Raw genomic sequence first — 17,975 nt, 5'->3', positions numbered from 1 at the left:
TCACCTCTTTAGTATTTCAATTGACTCTTGTAATAATTCATCATTTATATTCATACCTAAATCAACATCAGGTTTATTTGCACCATGAAAATCACTACCTGCTGTTATATATAATCCTGTTTCTAAAGCTAAATCTCTAAACATTTTTATTTCACTATTAGAATGTTTTGGATAATATACTTCAATACCCCAAAGACCAAATTCTTTTAATTTAAGAATCAAATCTTTTAGTTCAGTATATGATAATTTTAAATATTTTGGATGAGCGATAACAGGGAATCCACCAGCATTTTTAATTAATTTAACTGCTTCTTCTGGTAATATTTTTTCTTTTGGTATATGAGCAATTTTTCCATCGCCTAAATACTTATTAAAAGCTTCATCTCTATCCTTTACATATCCCTTTTTTAATAATACTCTTGCAAAATGTGGTCTTCCAACAACATCTCCATCAGCCTCATTTATTACTTCATCTAAAGTTATATCAAATCCTAATGAATTTAATTTTTCAATCATAAGTTTATTTCTATTTTTTCTAAAATCTTGAACTTTTTTTAAAGCGTTATTAAGATCTTCATTATCAAGTGAAATATTATATCCTAGTATATCAAACATATTTTTAAACTTTGTACTTATTTCTAAACCTGTAATATATTTCACATTATATTTTCTTGCAAAATCAATAGCTTCTTTTTGTGCATCTATATTATCGTGATCAGTAATGGAATATATAGAAAGGTTTTTTTCTTTGGCTTTTAAAATTAAATCTTCCGGGGTTAAAGTTCCGTCTGAATATATTGAATGAGAGTGTAAATCCAATAACATAGTATTCCTCCTTAAATATATTAATGCGGGCATAAAGCCCGCATTATGCGAGAATATCTAATTTTTGTCCTTGATACATTTCACCAACAATTCTTACTAATTTAGTAGTTAAACCATTTTGTTGATAAACAATGGCATTTAACAGGTTTTCAAAATCTTGTGAGGTTTTTTGAATAGCTTGAGCTGATTGTGCGTGTCTGTATACAGGAGTGTAGTTATAATTTACTCCGCTAACAGAATTTATCATAATATCACCTTCTTATGATATTCTCTAATAACATATCGTCTATATTTTATTATATCATAATACAACTTTATATATTATACAATTTATATTATATAATTTTTATGATAAAATATATTTAAATAATATTTAAAGGTGATAAAATGAAACTTTTTTATTTCGAGGGAAAAGATTTAGAAATGCATGTAAATGGCTATGTACTTGGAAAAAATGAAAAAGAAGCATTAAAAAATATTGATGAAAATATTGAAGTAGAAAGATTTGAATATGTAAAATATATAAATTTTAAAAAATTGAGTATAAAAGAACATTTGAAATTAATAAAATTATTAAAATCATTTATATCTACAAATTTAACGTTTTTTGACGCAATTAAATATATAAGAAATAGTGAGGAAATTTCACAAAAAATAAAAATTGCTCTTGATTTATTAATAAACAACATTAAATCTGGCAATTCTTATGAAAAAGCGATAAATATGAATATATATTTTGATTCAGAATTTAGAAATGCATTTTCAAAAGTAACTAATGATGAAGAAACGCTAAAAATATTAAATAGATTAGAAAGGGTTTATTCCGATAGATTAAAGAATTATGAAGATATAAAAAATATTATGTTATACCCAATTTTATTATTTTCATCATTAATAGGATTGTTATCTTTTTTACAATTTATTATAGCTCCAATATTCAAATCTAGCTTTAATACAGAATTTAATTTTATGATATCTTGGATAATAATTTTCATCATTTTATTTATAATATTAAGTATAGTAATAATATTAAAGAATAGACATAAATACGATAATATAATATATGTAATACCTATATTAGGTAAATTATATAGAAAATATACACTATTAGAATTTGTACAAGTAACTACAATTTTTGTAGAAAGTGGTGAAAGTACATATAGTGCATTTGAAAAATCTTTAGAAATTATATCTTCAAATAAATTAAAAAATGAGATAATATCTATTTTAAGCTACTTAGAAGAAGGAAATAATATTGTTGAATCTATAAAAAAAGCGGATTTAAAAGAATTGATGTTTAGCATAGCGATATCAAAAAATTTAAGTGATATAAAACAACCATTATATATATTAGAAGCGGAATTAAATTTTGAAATAAGTAGTTTAATTCAAAGAATAAAAAAAATATTAGAACCAATTTTAATAATGATTATATCTATAGTCATATTGGAAGTTGCCTTTTCTTTTTATAATGGAATATTTTCAACAATTAATACTTTGGGGTTTTAATATGAAAAATAAAAAAGGATTTATTTTATATGAATTATTATTGTTGCTTTTAATTGAGAGTACATTATTTTTAGCTTTTTCTTTTACTATAAAACTATCATTTTTTGATGATATTAAAAATAGAATAGATTTTATTGAAATGATGAATTATTTTTTACAGGTTAAATATCATTCTATAGATTTTAATGATCAAAATACAAAAATTGTTATATCATCAAAAAGTTATTTTGATGGATTAATATTAAAGGAAATACCATATAAAACTCAAGATTATCCAAAGGTATTTAATTATTATAATTTAATATTAAAAAGTCCTGGAAATACATTAAAAATAAATAATGCTAATTTAATTATTTTACCTATAACATCATCATTTAGATGGAGTTTGATAGAATGGTAATAAAAATTTATTTTAAAAATAAATTTATATATAGATTTAAAGAAAAAGGTTTTGGATATAAAAGAATAAATATTGTTGACTATTATGGTATTATTAATGAATTTGATAATGAAAATGAAATAACGAAATATATTATAAAAAATGCTAGAGGTTTTGATGTATCAATAAAAAGTGTGAAATATATTAAATTAAAGGATAATATATATTATATGTATATAATTAATAATATTTTAAAGTATAAAAAATCATTTTATTTTGATTTCACAATTCCACTAAATTTGTTATTATGGATATATTTAGAAAAAAATCATTTTAAAGATGAATTTATTACATTTAGTATAGATAATAATATACTTTTTCAAAAGACTAATAATAGCTATATATATGGATTATATTATGAAGATATTATAGGAAATAATATAAAAATAGATCCATTAAGTTTGATAAAAGTGTTAAAAGGGGAATTGAAAAATGCTATTTATGTTTAAATCAAAAATACGATATGTATTGAATATATTTTCTTGGATATTAATTATAGTAGCTTCAATAATATTATTTTTTTCATATGTTTATTTTCGAAATAATCAATATTTAAATAAAATGGAAAAAATAAAAAGAAATGAAGAAATATTAAATGAATACAATTTAAAAATAAAAGGTACTAAAAATTCAAATGAAAAATTATATGAATTTTTAAATTTTCTTGAAAATCTAAATACAAAGACATATATACAAAGTTTGGAATTTACCCCAGAATCATTAAATGCAACAGTTATTGTTGAAGTTATAGATGGTATGAAAATAATATCAGCTTATGAAATAAAGGAAATAGATACAATAGATTTATATTATAAACAATATAAAATTCTGGGGATGAAAAAATGATATATAGATATATATTAAGTATAATGTTATTAATTTTATCTATTATATTATTTTATAATAATGATGATAATAATTATAATTTATTAAATATTCCAAATTATGTGATATCAGATTTGCCAGAAACTATTATTAAAGACAATATAAAGGTAGATGAAATAAATGAAATTTTATCAAAAATAAAAAATGAAAAAGGTGTTTTAATTCAAGAATTTAGAGTATATTCTAATAATAATTTTGATAATAATAAAACATATTCAATATATATTAAAAGACAAATTCCACAGAATATTGAGAAATTAAAAAATTATGAGAAATTAAAATATAATACTTTTGGGTTTATAGAAATAGATTTGGATAAAGTATGGGAAAACTCTAATTATGTAATTCAAACAGATTTATTTACATTTTCTGGAATAATAATAAGAGAAAATGAGAAAAAGGCGTATGTATATTTTAAAGATGAGTTATTAGAATTAAGTGAAAAAATGAAAATTGGAGATTATATAATTTTAAAAATATATAATAATGGAGTTCTATTATACAATGAATATATGAAACGTTTTGAGGTGCTTAAATGAAAAAAATATACATTATACTTATTCTAATAATATTCAGCATTATAGTATTTCCTTATCAAATAAAAGTAGATAATATTGTGAATGATAACATTATTGAAATAACAGAAGTATCAACGAATATAGAGGTGTATAATAATAATATAAAAAATAATTATAAGATAGAAATTAAAGATACTATTTTTGAAAATAAGGAATATATATTACCAAAAGGTCCGATAAAAAAAATAAAAATATATGATAATATAATAGAAATTAACACAATATTTCCAACGGAAGTTGAAATTAAGAAAAATAATAAATTAGAAATAATAGTAAAAGGAAAAGAAGCATTAAACAATAGCTTGTTTCAATTTAAAAGTATTAAAATAAAAGATCTTATAAACCTTTTAGCGAAAGAATTGGATTATAATGTTTATTATATTTCTAATATACCAGATAAAGATATATCTTTAAATTTAAAAGAATTTTTTCCTGAGGATTTATTTAGAATAATATTTGATTCAACAGGGATTAATTATTATTATATTAGTCCTAAGGATATTTATATATCAAATAGTCCAATATATAATGTTAATTATCCTATAATAAATGGAAATGATTATAATGAAAATAATTTTGATTTTATCACAACTACCATTCCAAACTTTACTAATTTATTATCTTTAATAGGATTAGAATATGTCAAATTAAATGAGTCATTATATATTTTAAAAGGTAATAAAGATAAAATAGAAATAATTAAAAATATAATATCAAAAGTAAATAATATAGATAATAAATCATATGAAATTTTTCAATATAAATTACCTCAAAAGGATATAATAAAAATATTTAATTTAGAATATTCAGAAATTTCAGATAATATATTGTTATTAATAGGTAGTAAAAATGATATAGCCAAATTTAAAGATTATTATAACTCAGCAATAAAATTATATAATAATAATAATAATAATAATAATAATAATAATAATAATAATAATAATAATAATAATAATAATAATAATAATAATGAAAATATTTCAACTAATGCCACAATAATAGAATCAGAATATAATTTAGAAAAATTAGAAGATTTTTTTGAATTATATGTTTCAAATATAGATAAAGATATTTATTTGGTTAAAGGTAAAGACATTGATAAATTGAAGAATATAATTAAAAATGAAGAAATACAAATAATCAATACTGAAATTCCATTAGAAAAATTAAATAATTTATTAAAATCTGAAATTATAAAAATAGATGAAAATATATATTTAGTTAAAGGTGATGATGTAGAAAAAATAAATAATATATTAAAGAAGATAAATGAAATAGAAATTAATAAAAAAAATAACACAAAAGATATAGAAAATAACGAAAAAATTGAAATAATTACATCAAATTTAAATTTATTGGTTTTTAATCAAATATTTAAAGATGTTATAATTCAAAAGATAGAAAAAAATTATATAATAAAAGGCACGGAAAATATTATAAACATAATAAAAGATTTTAATAATAAATATGATATTAAAGAAAATAATGAAGGAGAATATTTTTTAAAAATATTGAATAATAAATATGATTATTTTAAAATTATAGCATCACAATTAAAAATAAATTATAATGAGATATATAGAGAAAAAAATGAATCGTTATTATCATTAAAAACAACAGAAGAGAAGTATTTAAAGTTAAAAGAATTATTAAATAATAAGCAATTAAGTATAAATGCTTTTGAATTATTGGAGAATTATGCAAAGGATAATAATTTAACATTAATAAACAATGAAAAATTAAAAGATATTATTGTATATAATCCTTCGGATATTGAAAACATTTTAGATATAAACGGTTATTATTTAGAAAAGAAAGATAAAATCATAATCGTAAAGGAAAAAAATCCTAAGATTATATCAATTGAAGTTGCTATAGTTGATTCTTCTATATTAGAAGAAACAATACAAAAAATTGAATCTAAAATAACCTCTAAAAATATAGTTGAATCTATTAATCAAGGAATAATAAACCCAGGAATATATAAGGAAATATTAGATAGTGTTTTTGAATCGACAAATGTAGATTCTAAATCTAATTCAAAATTATTATCAAAGCCTAAAATAATATTAAAATCTGGAACAAATTCTATTTTCAAGTCTGTATATAGGGTTCCAGTAATTAGCGAAAAGTCGATTCAATATATAGAAAGTGGTTTGACTTTAGATATTGAAGCAAAATATTTAGAGCATGATGACTTAATAGATTTAAAAATAAATTTAAAAGTAGGAGAACCAGAAAAATCTACTATATCAGATTATAATGCAGAAAATTCTAGGGAAATAAACACTAATCTCATTTTAAAAAATAATTATGTAAGTATATTAGGGGGATTAAAGATAATAAAAGAAGAAAATCTAAATTCTGGAATACCTTTTTTAAAAGATTTACCATTAATAGGTTTTATATTTAAAACAAGTGAAAAAAGAAATAGAGAATATAACTTAAATGTTTTTATATGGCCCAAAATAGTGAATTATGGGGGCGAGTAAAATGACTCGATATCCTGTTGTATCAGGTTCTTTTTATCCATCAGATAAGAATGAATTGATTAAAATTTTAGATGGATTTTTTAGAGATTTAGGAGAAAGAAAAGAAGAATATATTAATCCAACTGGAATAATTTCTCCACATGCCGGATATATATTTTCTGGAAAAACAGCAGCATATGCTTATTCTGAATTATATAAGAAGGGGAATATAAAAAGAGCGATAATTATTGGACCTAATCATACAGGTATAGGTCCAAATATTTCTGTTTATCCAGAAGGTACATGGGTTACACCATTGGGAGAATTAGAAATAGATGATAAAACAAATGAGTTAATTGAAAAACTAGGAATATCTGGAGATTTCTCCGCTCATAGATTTGAACATTCTATAGAAGTACAATTACCATTTTTACAATATTTATATGGTAACATATTTAAAATTATTCCCATTATATTAAGTGATCAAAGTTTAGAAACAACTAAAAATTTAGCAAAGGTGTTAAATGAAATAATTGATGATGGAACTGTTATAATTGCTTCTAGTGATTTAAATCATTATGAAAATCATAATATTACAATGAAAAAAGGAGAATTAATTATAGAAGCTATTAAAGAAAAAAATTCAGAAAAATTATATGAATATATATATAAATATAATATTTCAGCTTGTGGATACGGATGTATAAATACATTATTATCTATGAACTTTTTAAAAATAAATATATTAAATCATACAACAAGCGCTGAAGCTTTTGGAGAATATGAAAGAACTGTTGGTTATTTATCCGCAATATTAGAAAAATAAAATTGGAGGTGTTATTATGATAATAGAAACAGAACTTGGTGTTGTTACCATTAAACCAGAAGTATTTAATGAAATAGTATATAGAGCAGCACTTGAATCATATGGTACTGTAGATATAGGAAAAGGTGGTTTTTTAAATAAACTAACAGCTATGCTTCAAAAACCTCAAGAAAAAGGTGTAGAAGTTATTGAAGAAGATAATAAAGTGGTGATAAACCTATATATTTATATGGAATATGGTTTGCCTTTAAAAAGAGTTGCTGCTAATGCACAAGAGAATGTATATCATAGGATAAAAGAGGCCTTGGGGGATGTCGATGTAGTTGTTAATGTAAAAGTCGTAGGAATAAAATCATAAAGAGGTGAATGAAATGACAGAATTAAAAGGTAAAGACTTTTATATCGCATTCAAAAAGGCTGCAGAAACATTATTAGTAAATAAGGATGAGATAAATACTTTAAATGTTTTTCCTGTTCCAGATGGAGATACAGGATCTAATATGAGTTCTGGAATGTTAGAAGCATGTGAATGGTTAGATAAGGTTAAGAATAAGGATAGTATTAAAGATGTAATGAAAAATATGAGAGATGGAATATTAATGGGAGCTAGGGGTAATTCTGGTGTTATTTTATCTCAAATATTTAGGGGATTTACTGAGGTATTGGAAAATAAAAAAACAGTAACAACAAAAGATTTTATTGAAGCATTAAAAAAGGCTAAAGAAGTTGCATATCATGCTGTTATAAAACCAGTTGAAGGAACTATGCTTACATTAATTAGAAAATTAGCAGATAGAGCAGAAAAAGAATTAAATGATATTGAGGATTTTGAAGAATTTTTAGATAAATTGTATGAAATTTCAGAAGAAATAGTTGAAGAAACACCTAAATATTTAAAGAAATTAAGAGATGCAAATGTAGTTGATGCTGGTGCAAAGGGATTAAGTTATATTGTAAAAGGGTTTAGAGATGCGATTAAAGGAGAGACAGAGGTTAACCTTAAACAAATTGAATCAGCATCACCAGAAGAAATAAGGGAAATAGCCTATGAAGAGATAAAATTTCAATATTGTACTGAATGTGTTTTAAAACTTAACAATCCAGATATTTCAAAAGACGATTTAAATAAAATTAGAGCATTTTTAGAAGAATTGGGTGATTCTATAGTTTTAGTTCATCAAGGAGAATATTTAAAAACACATGTACATACTAATAGACCGGGAAAAGTATTCGAAGAGTTTATAAATTATGGAGAATTGTATAAAATAAAAGTTGATAATATGAAGGTTCAACATGAGCATGTTGTTGAAAGCACCAAAGAAGAATATGAAGAATATGAATCAAATAATGAAAATTGGGGAATTATAACAGTATCACCGGGAGAAGGTTTAACAAAAATATTTAAAAGCTTAGGTGTAGATAAGGTTATATATGGTGGTCAAACAATGAATCCTAGTGTTAAAGATTTTATGGACGCTATTGAAACATTACCACAGAAAAAAATATTAATTTTACCGAATAATCCAAATATTATTTTAACAGCAGAAAAAGTTGCGGATATGGTTAAAGATAAAGAAATATTAGTAATTAAAACAAAATATGTTCAAGAAGGTATATCAGCATTATTAGCTTTTGATGATAATATGGAATATGAAGAGTTAAAAGAGGCTATTGAGTCCGAAATCTCGGGTATAGTTCCTATACAAGTTACATATGCAATAAGGGATTCTGAAATAGCTGAAGAGAAAATAAAGAAAGATGAATATTTGGTATTTGTTGGTAAAGAATTAAAGGCGCATGGATTTGATTTAAATGAAATTGTTGTAAAAGTATTAGAAGAAGAGATTGATCGTGGCTTTGAAATAATGACTATCTTCTATGGACAAGATATAGAAGGAAAAACAGCAGAGTTAATAGCTAATGAATTAATGGAAAAATATCCTGATCTAGAAGTAGAGATTCACGATGGTGGGCAACCGCATTATCCATTATTAATTTCATTGGAATAGGGAGGAATAAACTTGTATATACAAGATTTAATATTAAAATTAGATTCTTTTTGGGCGGATTATGGTTGTGTAATAGATCAACCATATGATATGGAAATGGGTGCAGGAACATATCACCCATCCACTTTTTTTAGAACATTAGGAAAAGAGCCATACAATGTTGCTTTTGTTCAACCTAGTAGAAGACCTACTGATGGAAGATATGGCGAGAATCCAAATAGAATGCAAAGGTTCCATCAATATCAAGTTATTTTAAAACCATCACCCAAAAACTCACAAGAATTGTATATTGAATCTCTAAAGGCTATTGGGATAGATCCATTAGAACATGATATAAGATTTGTTGAAGATAATTGGGAATCACCAACATTAGGTGCTTGGGGAATTGGATGGGAAGTATGGTTAGATGGAATGGAAATAACACAATTTACATATTTCCAACAAATGGGTGGAATATCATTAAAACCCATATCATTAGAGATTACATATGGTATTGAGAGATTGGCTATGTATTTACAAGGTAAGGATAATGTATATGAAACAATGTGGAATAAATACGTTCCATATGGAAAAATATTTAAAGAAAATGAAAAACAATTCTCTATTTTTAATTTTGAAAAAGCTAATATACAAACATTATATAATTTGTTTGAAACATATAAGAATGAATTTGAAACATTAATAGAAGAGAAATTGTATTTGCCTGCATATGATTATTTAGTAAAAGCAGCACATACATTTAACTTATTAGATGCAAGGAATGCTATAAGTGTTAATGAAAGGCAAAAGTATATATTATTAATTAGAGATATGGCAAGGAAAACTGCCCACACATATTTAGATGAGATTGGGGGCGAAGATAAATGATAAAATCATTATTAGAAATAGGCGTAGAGGAATTACCTTCAAGTGAATATGAAAATATAATAACACAATTACATACATATTTAGAAGAAGAATTAAAAAATAGAAATATACCATATTCTAGATTGCAAGTATTTATTGCTCCTAGAAGATTTGGTGTATTACTCGAAGGATTACCCGAAAAAGAACCAGATAGAGAATTAGAAAGAAAAGGTCCTGCAAAAAAGGTTTGTTTTGATGAGGAAGGAAATCCAACAAAACCATATCAAGGTTTTTTAAGTTCCTTAAAAGGTGAAATATATCAAATAATAGAAAAAGATGTAAAAGGAAATACATATATTTTTGCAAAGATAAAAAAAGAAGGGAAAAAGATTTCTGAAACCTTAGCAGAAATATATCCAGAAATTATAAAAAAAGTTAAATTTAAAAAACCAATGAGATGGGGAAATGGTGATTATGAATTTATTAGACCAGTTCATTGGATTGTTGCATTATTAGATTATGATATAGTAGATTTTGAATTATTTGGAATTAATTCTTCTAGAAAAACATTTGGCCATAGGTTTTTATCAAGTGGAGAAATATCTATAGCACATCCAGATCAATATTTTGATATTTTAAGAGAAAATTTTGTAATTGCAGATTACAACGAGAGAAAAGAAAGAGTTATAAAAGAATTAGAAAATATTGCAATTAATAATGGTTTAGAAGTTGAAAAAGATAATGATTTGATTAATGAAATAACTCAATTAACAGAATATCCAAGTGCTGTTATTGGAGAATTTGATGAAAAATATTTAACATTACCAGAAGAAGTTATAAAAATTACTGTTAAACATCATCAAAGAAGTTTTGTAGCTAAAAAAGATGATAAAATATCAAATTATTATGTTGCTTTTCAAGATGGATTAAGTGAAGCAAAAAATGTTACAAATGGATATTCTAGAGTAATTAATGCTAGACTTGATGATGCAAAATTCTATTATGATGAAGATTTAAATACTAAAGAAGATTTTTATTTAAACAAATTAAATGAAATTATATATCAAGCAGGATTAGGAACATATTTGGATAAGGTAAATTCGTTAAAAGAAATTTCTAAAGAGTTAGCTAATTCATTAAAATATAATAATGAAAATTTAGAAAAAGCTGCAGAATTATCAAAAGTAGATATACCTACACATATTGTATATGAATTCCCTGAATTACAGGGAATTATGGGTAGAATTTACTTAAAACATCATAATTATTCTGAAGATATATACACAGTTCCAGAGGAACATTATAAGCCCGTTGAAGAAAATGATGATTTGCCTACTGATTTAAATGCTTTGATAGTATCTTTAGCAGATAAATTATTTGATATAGTAGGATTTTTTGGTATAAATAAGATACCAACAGGTTCTAAAGATCCATTTGCTTTAAGAAGAAAAGCATATGGTGTTTTAAGGATTATTGTTGAAAATAATTGGGATATTGATTTAAATGAAATAATGAAGAAAATTTCAGAAATTATAAAAGTTGAATATCTTGAAAATGAAATTTCAGAATTTTTCAAAAATAGATTTGAAACTTATTTAGCAAAGAAAAATATTGTGTCTGATGTAATTAATACCGTTACATTAAATTGGAACAAGCCATTAAGAGCATTATTATCAGCTAAAGCGTTGAATAAAGTTGTTAATTCTGAAGATTTTAAAGTGTTTATTAAAACATTCCAAAGAGTACAAAACATATCTAAAAATCATAATTCTTTAGATTATGATGGAAGACTATTTAAAGAAGATGCGGAAAAAGAATTATTCGATGCATATTTAACAGTAAAAAATAAAATGGAAGAAAAAATTGAACATTTAGATTATGATGGTGCTATAGCTGAATTATTAAAATTAAAAGATGATATAGATAATTATTTTGATAATGTTTTTGTAATGGATGAAGATGAAAGTATAAGAATTAATAGATTAAGTTTCTTAAAAAATATAGCAAATTTATTTTTAGAATTTGGAGATATAACAAAGTTATATAGTTAATTATTTATAGTTAATATTATTTTAACTTGTATTAGAAGCGGAGCTGGAAAAATGAAAATGGATTTATTAAATTATAGAAACGTAAAAAAATGTCATTATTTTGAACCAATATATAAAAGACCAACAAAATATATTACATATAAATATAATGATGTTGATGTTATAGCTAGTTATGATGGATATGATTCAAAAAGGAAATCAATAAAAATAAATAGAGAATCTAGAAAATTAAATTTAAGTCATATCTATCATATAATCACTGCATATTTATACTTTAAAGAAAATGGCAAAGAAGTTAGAGGTGTAGAAGTAAATTTAGATAATAAAATTCAATATTTTTCAGAACGTTGGATAATGAGGAAAATTCCTTTATTTAAAAAAGAAGTTGAGTTATTTAAAATTAATAAACAAAAAATTCCAGGTAATTATTGTAAATTTTGTAATATTAAAAATGAATGTCATAATGAATTACTAAAAAATGGAGATATCTCTATTGTACCAGGTATTTCAAAAAGCTATTTAAACTTATTAAAAGATTTGAATATAAATCCATTTAATGCAGTTAATAAGATTGAGCAGGTTCCGCCACAATTTAGAAAACCATTATATAATTTAAAAGCATTATTGAATAATGAAGTTATAATTATTAATAAATTTGATATTCCAAAAAATTATATAGTATATGATGTTGAAACATATAGAGATATAGATTTTTTACATGGGATTTTAATGAATAATAAATATAAACCATTTCTTAATTTACATAATACAGATGATGCTCTTGAAACATTTTTAAAGTTTATAGATTCAAGAAAAGAAATAATTGTTCATTATGATGTATATGATATAAAAAGATTGCAAATGATAACAAAAAATATTTCTCATTTGTATAAGTATTTGTATAAGATTGAAGATAGATCATATGATTTATATGAGAAAATACAAAAAAATATAGCTTTACCAGTTACATCATATTCACTTAAAGATATTAGTAAATATTTCGGGTATAATTGGCGAACTGATTTAAATGGTTATGCGATATTTATAGAATATAAAAATTATTTAAGAGGTAATAAAGATAGTTTAGAAAAGATTCTTATGTATAATGAAGATGATTGTAGAGCAACATCTACTGTATTGGAAAATTTAAGGGAGTTGATGAAATGAAAAGTGGTTTTGTAGCTGTTGCGGGAAAGCCAAATGTTGGTAAATCTACATTAATTAATGCATTACTGAAAAGGAAAGTGGTTATAGTTTCAGATAAACCACAAACAACAAGAAATAGGATTAATTGTGTATTAACAACTCCGGAAGCTCAAATAGTTTTGGTTGATACGCCAGGTATTCACAAACCATTGCATAAGTTCGGTGAATATATGGTAAAAATAGCAGTAAATGCTTTAAAAGGACAGGATCTAATATTATTTTTAATTGATCCCATTGATATGGTGAGAGAATCGGATTTAAACATAGCTAAAATTATAAAAGAATCTAATATACCAACTATTTTAGTTATTAATAAAATAGATGCAGCTACTCCCCGACAAATCCAAGAAGCTGAAAATAGGATAAAAACGGTACTTAATGATGATAATATAATAGCAGAGTTTAAAATATCTGCTTTAACAGGAGAAAACTTATCTGAACTATTAGAAAAAATTATAGAAGTATTACCTGAGGGTCCCCAATACTATCCTGAAGATATGACAACAGATAGACCTTTAGCTTTTATGATTTCAGAAATAATTCGTGAAAAGATTTTTCATTTAACCTCTGAAGAAATTCCTCATTCAACTGCAGTTATTGTAGAAGAAATAACAGATAAGGAAGATTTAATATATATTAGAGCAGAAATATATGTTGAAAGACAATCACAAAAAGGAATTATTATTGGTCAAAAAGGAAGAATGATAAAGAAAATTGGAATGCTAGCTAGAAAAGAATTAGAGGCAATATTAGATGATAAGGTATATTTGGATTTATATGTAAAGGTTAAGGATAAATGGAGACAAAAAGATTCTATAATTATGAATACAATAGGATTAAGAGATGATTTAGAATGATAAACCGGAATTTTCCGGTTTATTTTTTATATTAATTTTTTGATATAATTTAATTGGGGTGGTGATATGATGAAATTAAAAATAGAGGAATTTAAAATAAAAATACCTACTTTAAATTTTGAAAATACAGAAAATATAGAACCTATAGAAGGTTATATAGGTCAGGAAAGAGCATATGATGCCATGTTGTTGGGATTAGAGATAAATCAAAAAACCCATAATATATTTATTACTGGTCCTGTAAATACAGGTAGAAGAACCTTTGCTAGAAATATATTATCAAAATATACTATAAATCAAAAATCCCCTAAAGATTATATATATGTATATAATTTTAAAGATCCAATGAAACCTAAAGCTATTTCATTAAACTCTGGAGAGGCTATTAAATTCAAAAAAGATTTAGAAGAAACAATTGAAATGTCCTTTAATGCGTTAAAAAAGGGAATTGAAGGAGAAGATTTTTCTCAAAAAAGAACACAATTAGAACAGGAATATATAAATGAAAGAAAAAAAGTTTGGGAAGAATTAAAAGTGAAAGTTGAAGAATTAGGCTTTAAACTTCAATTTACTTCTAATGGAGCAGTTACAGTTCCAGTATATGAGGGGAAAGAATTAACAGATGAAGAATATGATAAATTACCAGAAGAAGTGAGAAATAAATATGAAGAGAAAACACCAATTTTAAGACAATTAATGGAAAAAAACATGGTTAAAATAACTGAATTAGATAAAAATTATAGAGAACAATTGAGAAATTTAGAGAAATATTGGGCATTATTTACAATATCAAGTATATTTGAAGGAATTATAAAAAGATATAATAATTCTGATATAGTTGATTATTTAAATGAAATAAAAAATGATATTTCTGAAAATTTTCCTGAAATACTTTCCGATGAAAATGCATTGAAATATTATAGGAAAATTTATTCAATAAATATTATAGTAGATAATTCTTCAACAACTGGAGCTCCAGTTGTTGAGGCTACCGATCCAACATATTCTAATTTAATAGGTAAAATAGAATATATTTCTCAAATGGGAATATTAAAGACGGATTTTACAATGATAAAACCAGGATTATTGCATAAAGCTAATGGTGGGTATTTAATTTTAGATGCAGAAAAAGTAATGAAAAATCCGTATGTATGGGATGCATTAAAAAATGCATTAATGAATCAAGAAATTAAAATAGAAAATTTAGAAGGCAAATTAGGATTAAATATTGTACATACATTAGAACCAGATCCAATACCATTAGATATTAAAGTTATCTTAATTGGAGAAGAATGGATGTATGAATTATTATATGAGTATGACCCGGATTTTAAAAAATTATTCAATATTAAAGTACCATTTGATACAGAAATAGATATAGATAAAGCGGAATATTTTGCAATGTTTGTAAAAAATATTATAAAAGAAAATAATTTAAAGGATTTTACCAAAAAAGCAATAGAAGAGTTAATTAAATACTCTTGTAGATTAAGTGGAAAAAATAATAAATTATCTGCTAAATTTGGATGGTTAAAAAATATTATAATTGAAGCTAACTATATATCAGAAATGTATAGCGATACCATTCCATATGTTGATGCTAATTCAGTAAAAGAGGCTATAATAAAGCATGAAAATATGTTTTCATTATATAGAGATAAAATCTTAGAATCAATTAAAGAGGGAAAATTAATTTTAGAAACCAAAGGAGAAAAAATTGGTCAAATAAATGGACTTACTGTAATGGATATGGATTCGTATTCATTTGGAATACCAGTAAAAATTACAGCTAAGGTATTTGCGGCTAAACAATCGGGGTTAATTGATATTCAAAGAGATTCTGATTTAAGTGGTAGAATACATAGAAAATCCACGATGATAATAGAAAATTATTTTTATTCTAAATACCATCTAGATGATCATATGACATTTTCTGCTTCAATTAGTTTTGAGCAAGTATACTCTATGTTAGAAGGGGATAGTGCGTCCTTAGCGGAAGTTTTAGCATTAATTTCTGCTATTTCAAATGTTCCATTAAAACAATATATTGCAGTAACGGGCTCTATTGATCAACATGGGAATATACAGCCTGTAGGAGGAATAATAGAGAAAGTAGAAGGATTTTACAATGTTTGTAAAATACAAGGTTTTACAGGGTCTCAAGGTGTTATAATACCACACCAAAATATTTCTAATTTAGTTTTAAATAATGAGATAGAAGAGGCAATTAAAGATGAAAAATTTCATATATATGCAGTAAAGAATGTAGATGAAGCAATAGAAATTATGACTGATAAAAAGGCTAGAGAAGTTGATGATCACAAAGATAATGTAAATTATTTAGTAATTGAAGGAATTAGTAATTTAAAGAAAACACATCCTAAAAAGAGGTTTTGGCCATGGAAATAGAAAGAAAAGAGATAAATAAATTTGATGAAATTCTATTGGAATTTCTTGAAGAATTAGATGATGTAAAAGATGTGACAAAAAAACAATATACAAAATCAATAAAATATTTTTTAAATTATCTTAGACAAAATAATATATCAAAACCCACACCTAAAACGATTAAGGTGTGGAAAACTAAATTATTAAAAGATAAAAGCCCATATACAGTAAATTTGTATTTATCTGGAGTTAGGCGTTTTTTTGCATTTTTGGAAGATAAAGGGTTGTATAAAAATATTGCTCAAAATATTAAAGGTGCCAAAAGACCATTTGGACATAGAAAAGATATTTTAAGCGATGAAGAGATTTTAGAGATATTTAAAATAATAGATACTTCAACTTTAGCAGGTAAAAGGGATTTGGCTATAGTAAAAACATTAGCATATACAGGAATAAGAATTTATTCTTTGATAAATATTAGAATAAAAGATATAGTAAAAAGAAATAATAAAGTATTACTTCATTATAAATCAAAAGGTCACGTTGAAAAAGATTCTGTAATATCCTTACATAAAGATGTATACAATGCAATTAATGATTATTTAAAGGAAAGAAAAAAATATAAACCTAATGAACCGTTATTTATATCATTATCTCCAAATTCATATGGTAAGGCATTATCTGAAAGAGCAGTCCAAATGATAATAGATAAATATTTTAACGAACTAGGATTAAAGGATTTTAGAGGAGATAAAAAATTATCAGCACATTCATTTAGACATACAGTTATAACTAAAATTGCTATTAATCATGGAATAGAAGCAGCAAAACAAATAGCTGGTCACAAAAATATTGCAACTACACAAATTTATTTTCATGAAGCAACATCAATTTCTCTTGATGCAGATGAATTAATTGAATTTGATAAAAAATAGGTATAAAGTTTATTATAGATCATATAAATACTTTTTTTACAAATCAATTCACTATTAATTAACAAAATTAACGAAGATGTAAGTTGACAAAGTGGAGAAAAGGTGGTAATATATATACTCGGACGCGGGCGAAAGCCAGTGGAAGGA

Annotated in this window: 17 protein-coding genes; 15 read left to right on the top strand and 2 right to left on the bottom strand. The window is 23.9% G+C overall.

Features of this window, described 5'->3' with window-relative positions:
• Together AS160_RS01595 and AS160_RS01590 are read right to left on the bottom strand one after the other, a co-directional pair.
• Entirely contained in the window at window positions 1-825 is an 825-nt protein-coding gene (locus tag AS160_RS01595; RefSeq protein ID WP_165144240.1) for a PHP domain-containing protein, read from the bottom strand.
• A 43-nt stretch (window positions 826-868) separates the two neighbouring features.
• A complete protein-coding gene (locus AS160_RS01590) occupies window positions 869-1,072 on the bottom strand; it encodes a hypothetical protein (RefSeq protein ID WP_165144239.1) in 204 nt (67 codons plus the stop codon).
• A gap of 140 nt (window positions 1,073-1,212) precedes the next feature.
• Here AS160_RS01590 and AS160_RS01585 point away from each other — a divergent pair, with 140 nt between their 5' ends.
• The 15 genes from AS160_RS01585 to AS160_RS01515 all read left to right on the top strand — a co-directional run bounded on the left by AS160_RS01585 (window position 1,213) and on the right by AS160_RS01515 (window position 17,828).
• On the top strand, window positions 1,213-2,334 hold the full coding sequence (locus AS160_RS01585) for a hypothetical protein (RefSeq protein ID WP_165144238.1): 1,122 nt from the start codon (window positions 1,213-1,215) through the stop codon (window positions 2,332-2,334).
• 1 nt (window position 2,335) lies between these two features.
• On the top strand, window positions 2,336-2,734 hold the full coding sequence (locus tag AS160_RS01580) for a hypothetical protein (protein ID WP_165144237.1): 399 nt from the start codon (window positions 2,336-2,338) through the stop codon (window positions 2,732-2,734).
• Window positions 2,728-3,222, top strand: a complete 495-nt coding sequence (locus AS160_RS01575) for a hypothetical protein (protein WP_165144236.1) — start codon at window positions 2,728-2,730, stop codon at window positions 3,220-3,222. The genes AS160_RS01580 and AS160_RS01575 overlap by 7 nt, the downstream gene beginning before the upstream one ends.
• On the top strand, window positions 3,215-3,619 hold the full coding sequence (locus tag AS160_RS01570) for a hypothetical protein (protein ID WP_206528029.1): 405 nt from the start codon (window positions 3,215-3,217) through the stop codon (window positions 3,617-3,619). Before AS160_RS01575 ends, AS160_RS01570 begins: the two co-directional genes overlap by 8 nt.
• Complete coding sequence (locus tag AS160_RS01565; protein ID WP_165144234.1) at window positions 3,616-4,197, top strand: hypothetical protein; 582 nt, start codon at window positions 3,616-3,618, stop codon at window positions 4,195-4,197. The genes AS160_RS01570 and AS160_RS01565 overlap by 4 nt, the downstream gene beginning before the upstream one ends.
• The gene (locus AS160_RS01560) at window positions 4,194-6,731 is read left to right on the top strand and encodes a hypothetical protein (RefSeq protein WP_165144233.1); all 2,538 of its coding nucleotides are present in this window, start codon (window positions 4,194-4,196) and stop codon (window positions 6,729-6,731) included. The genes AS160_RS01565 and AS160_RS01560 overlap by 4 nt, the downstream gene beginning before the upstream one ends.
• Window position 6,732: 1 nt before the next feature.
• On the top strand, window positions 6,733-7,536 hold the full coding sequence (gene amrB / locus AS160_RS01555; RefSeq protein WP_165144232.1) for an AmmeMemoRadiSam system protein B: 804 nt from the start codon (window positions 6,733-6,735) through the stop codon (window positions 7,534-7,536).
• A 16-nt stretch (window positions 7,537-7,552) separates the two neighbouring features.
• Entirely contained in the window at window positions 7,553-7,894 is a 342-nt protein-coding gene (locus AS160_RS01550; RefSeq protein WP_165144231.1) for an Asp23/Gls24 family envelope stress response protein, read from the top strand.
• Between the two features lie 13 nt (window positions 7,895-7,907).
• Window positions 7,908-9,545: a DAK2 domain-containing protein gene (locus AS160_RS01545; RefSeq protein ID WP_165144230.1), complete on the top strand. Its 1,638-nt coding sequence runs from the start codon at window positions 7,908-7,910 to the stop codon at window positions 9,543-9,545.
• Window positions 9,546-9,557: 12 nt separating this feature from the next.
• A complete protein-coding gene (locus tag AS160_RS01540; protein WP_165144229.1) occupies window positions 9,558-10,412 on the top strand; it encodes a glycine--tRNA ligase subunit alpha in 855 nt (284 codons plus the stop codon).
• Complete coding sequence (gene glyS / locus AS160_RS01535) at window positions 10,409-12,442, top strand: glycine--tRNA ligase subunit beta (RefSeq protein WP_165144228.1); 2,034 nt, start codon at window positions 10,409-10,411, stop codon at window positions 12,440-12,442. Before AS160_RS01540 ends, glyS begins: the two co-directional genes overlap by 4 nt.
• 51 nt (window positions 12,443-12,493) lie before the next feature.
• On the top strand, window positions 12,494-13,609 hold the full coding sequence (locus tag AS160_RS01530) for a TM0106 family RecB-like putative nuclease (protein ID WP_165144227.1): 1,116 nt from the start codon (window positions 12,494-12,496) through the stop codon (window positions 13,607-13,609).
• Window positions 13,606-14,505 (top strand): GTPase Era, encoded by a 900-nt coding sequence (era, locus tag AS160_RS01525; protein ID WP_165144226.1) that lies wholly within the window; start codon window positions 13,606-13,608, stop codon window positions 14,503-14,505. Before AS160_RS01530 ends, era begins: the two co-directional genes overlap by 4 nt.
• Window positions 14,506-14,571: 66 nt before the next feature.
• Window positions 14,572-16,914, top strand: coding sequence for an ATP-binding protein (locus tag AS160_RS01520; RefSeq protein ID WP_165144225.1), 2,343 nt, complete (start codon window positions 14,572-14,574; stop codon window positions 16,912-16,914).
• Complete coding sequence (locus tag AS160_RS01515; RefSeq protein WP_165144224.1) at window positions 16,905-17,828, top strand: tyrosine-type recombinase/integrase; 924 nt, start codon at window positions 16,905-16,907, stop codon at window positions 17,826-17,828. The genes AS160_RS01520 and AS160_RS01515 overlap by 10 nt, the downstream gene beginning before the upstream one ends.
• The last annotated feature ends 147 nt before the right edge of the window (window positions 17,829-17,975 follow it).

The sequence above is a fragment of the Marinitoga sp. 38H-ov genome, from assembly GCF_011057715.1.
Lineage (GTDB): Bacteria > Thermotogota > Thermotogae > Petrotogales > Petrotogaceae > Marinitoga.
This window is presented reverse-complemented; position numbering and strand designations above follow the sequence as displayed.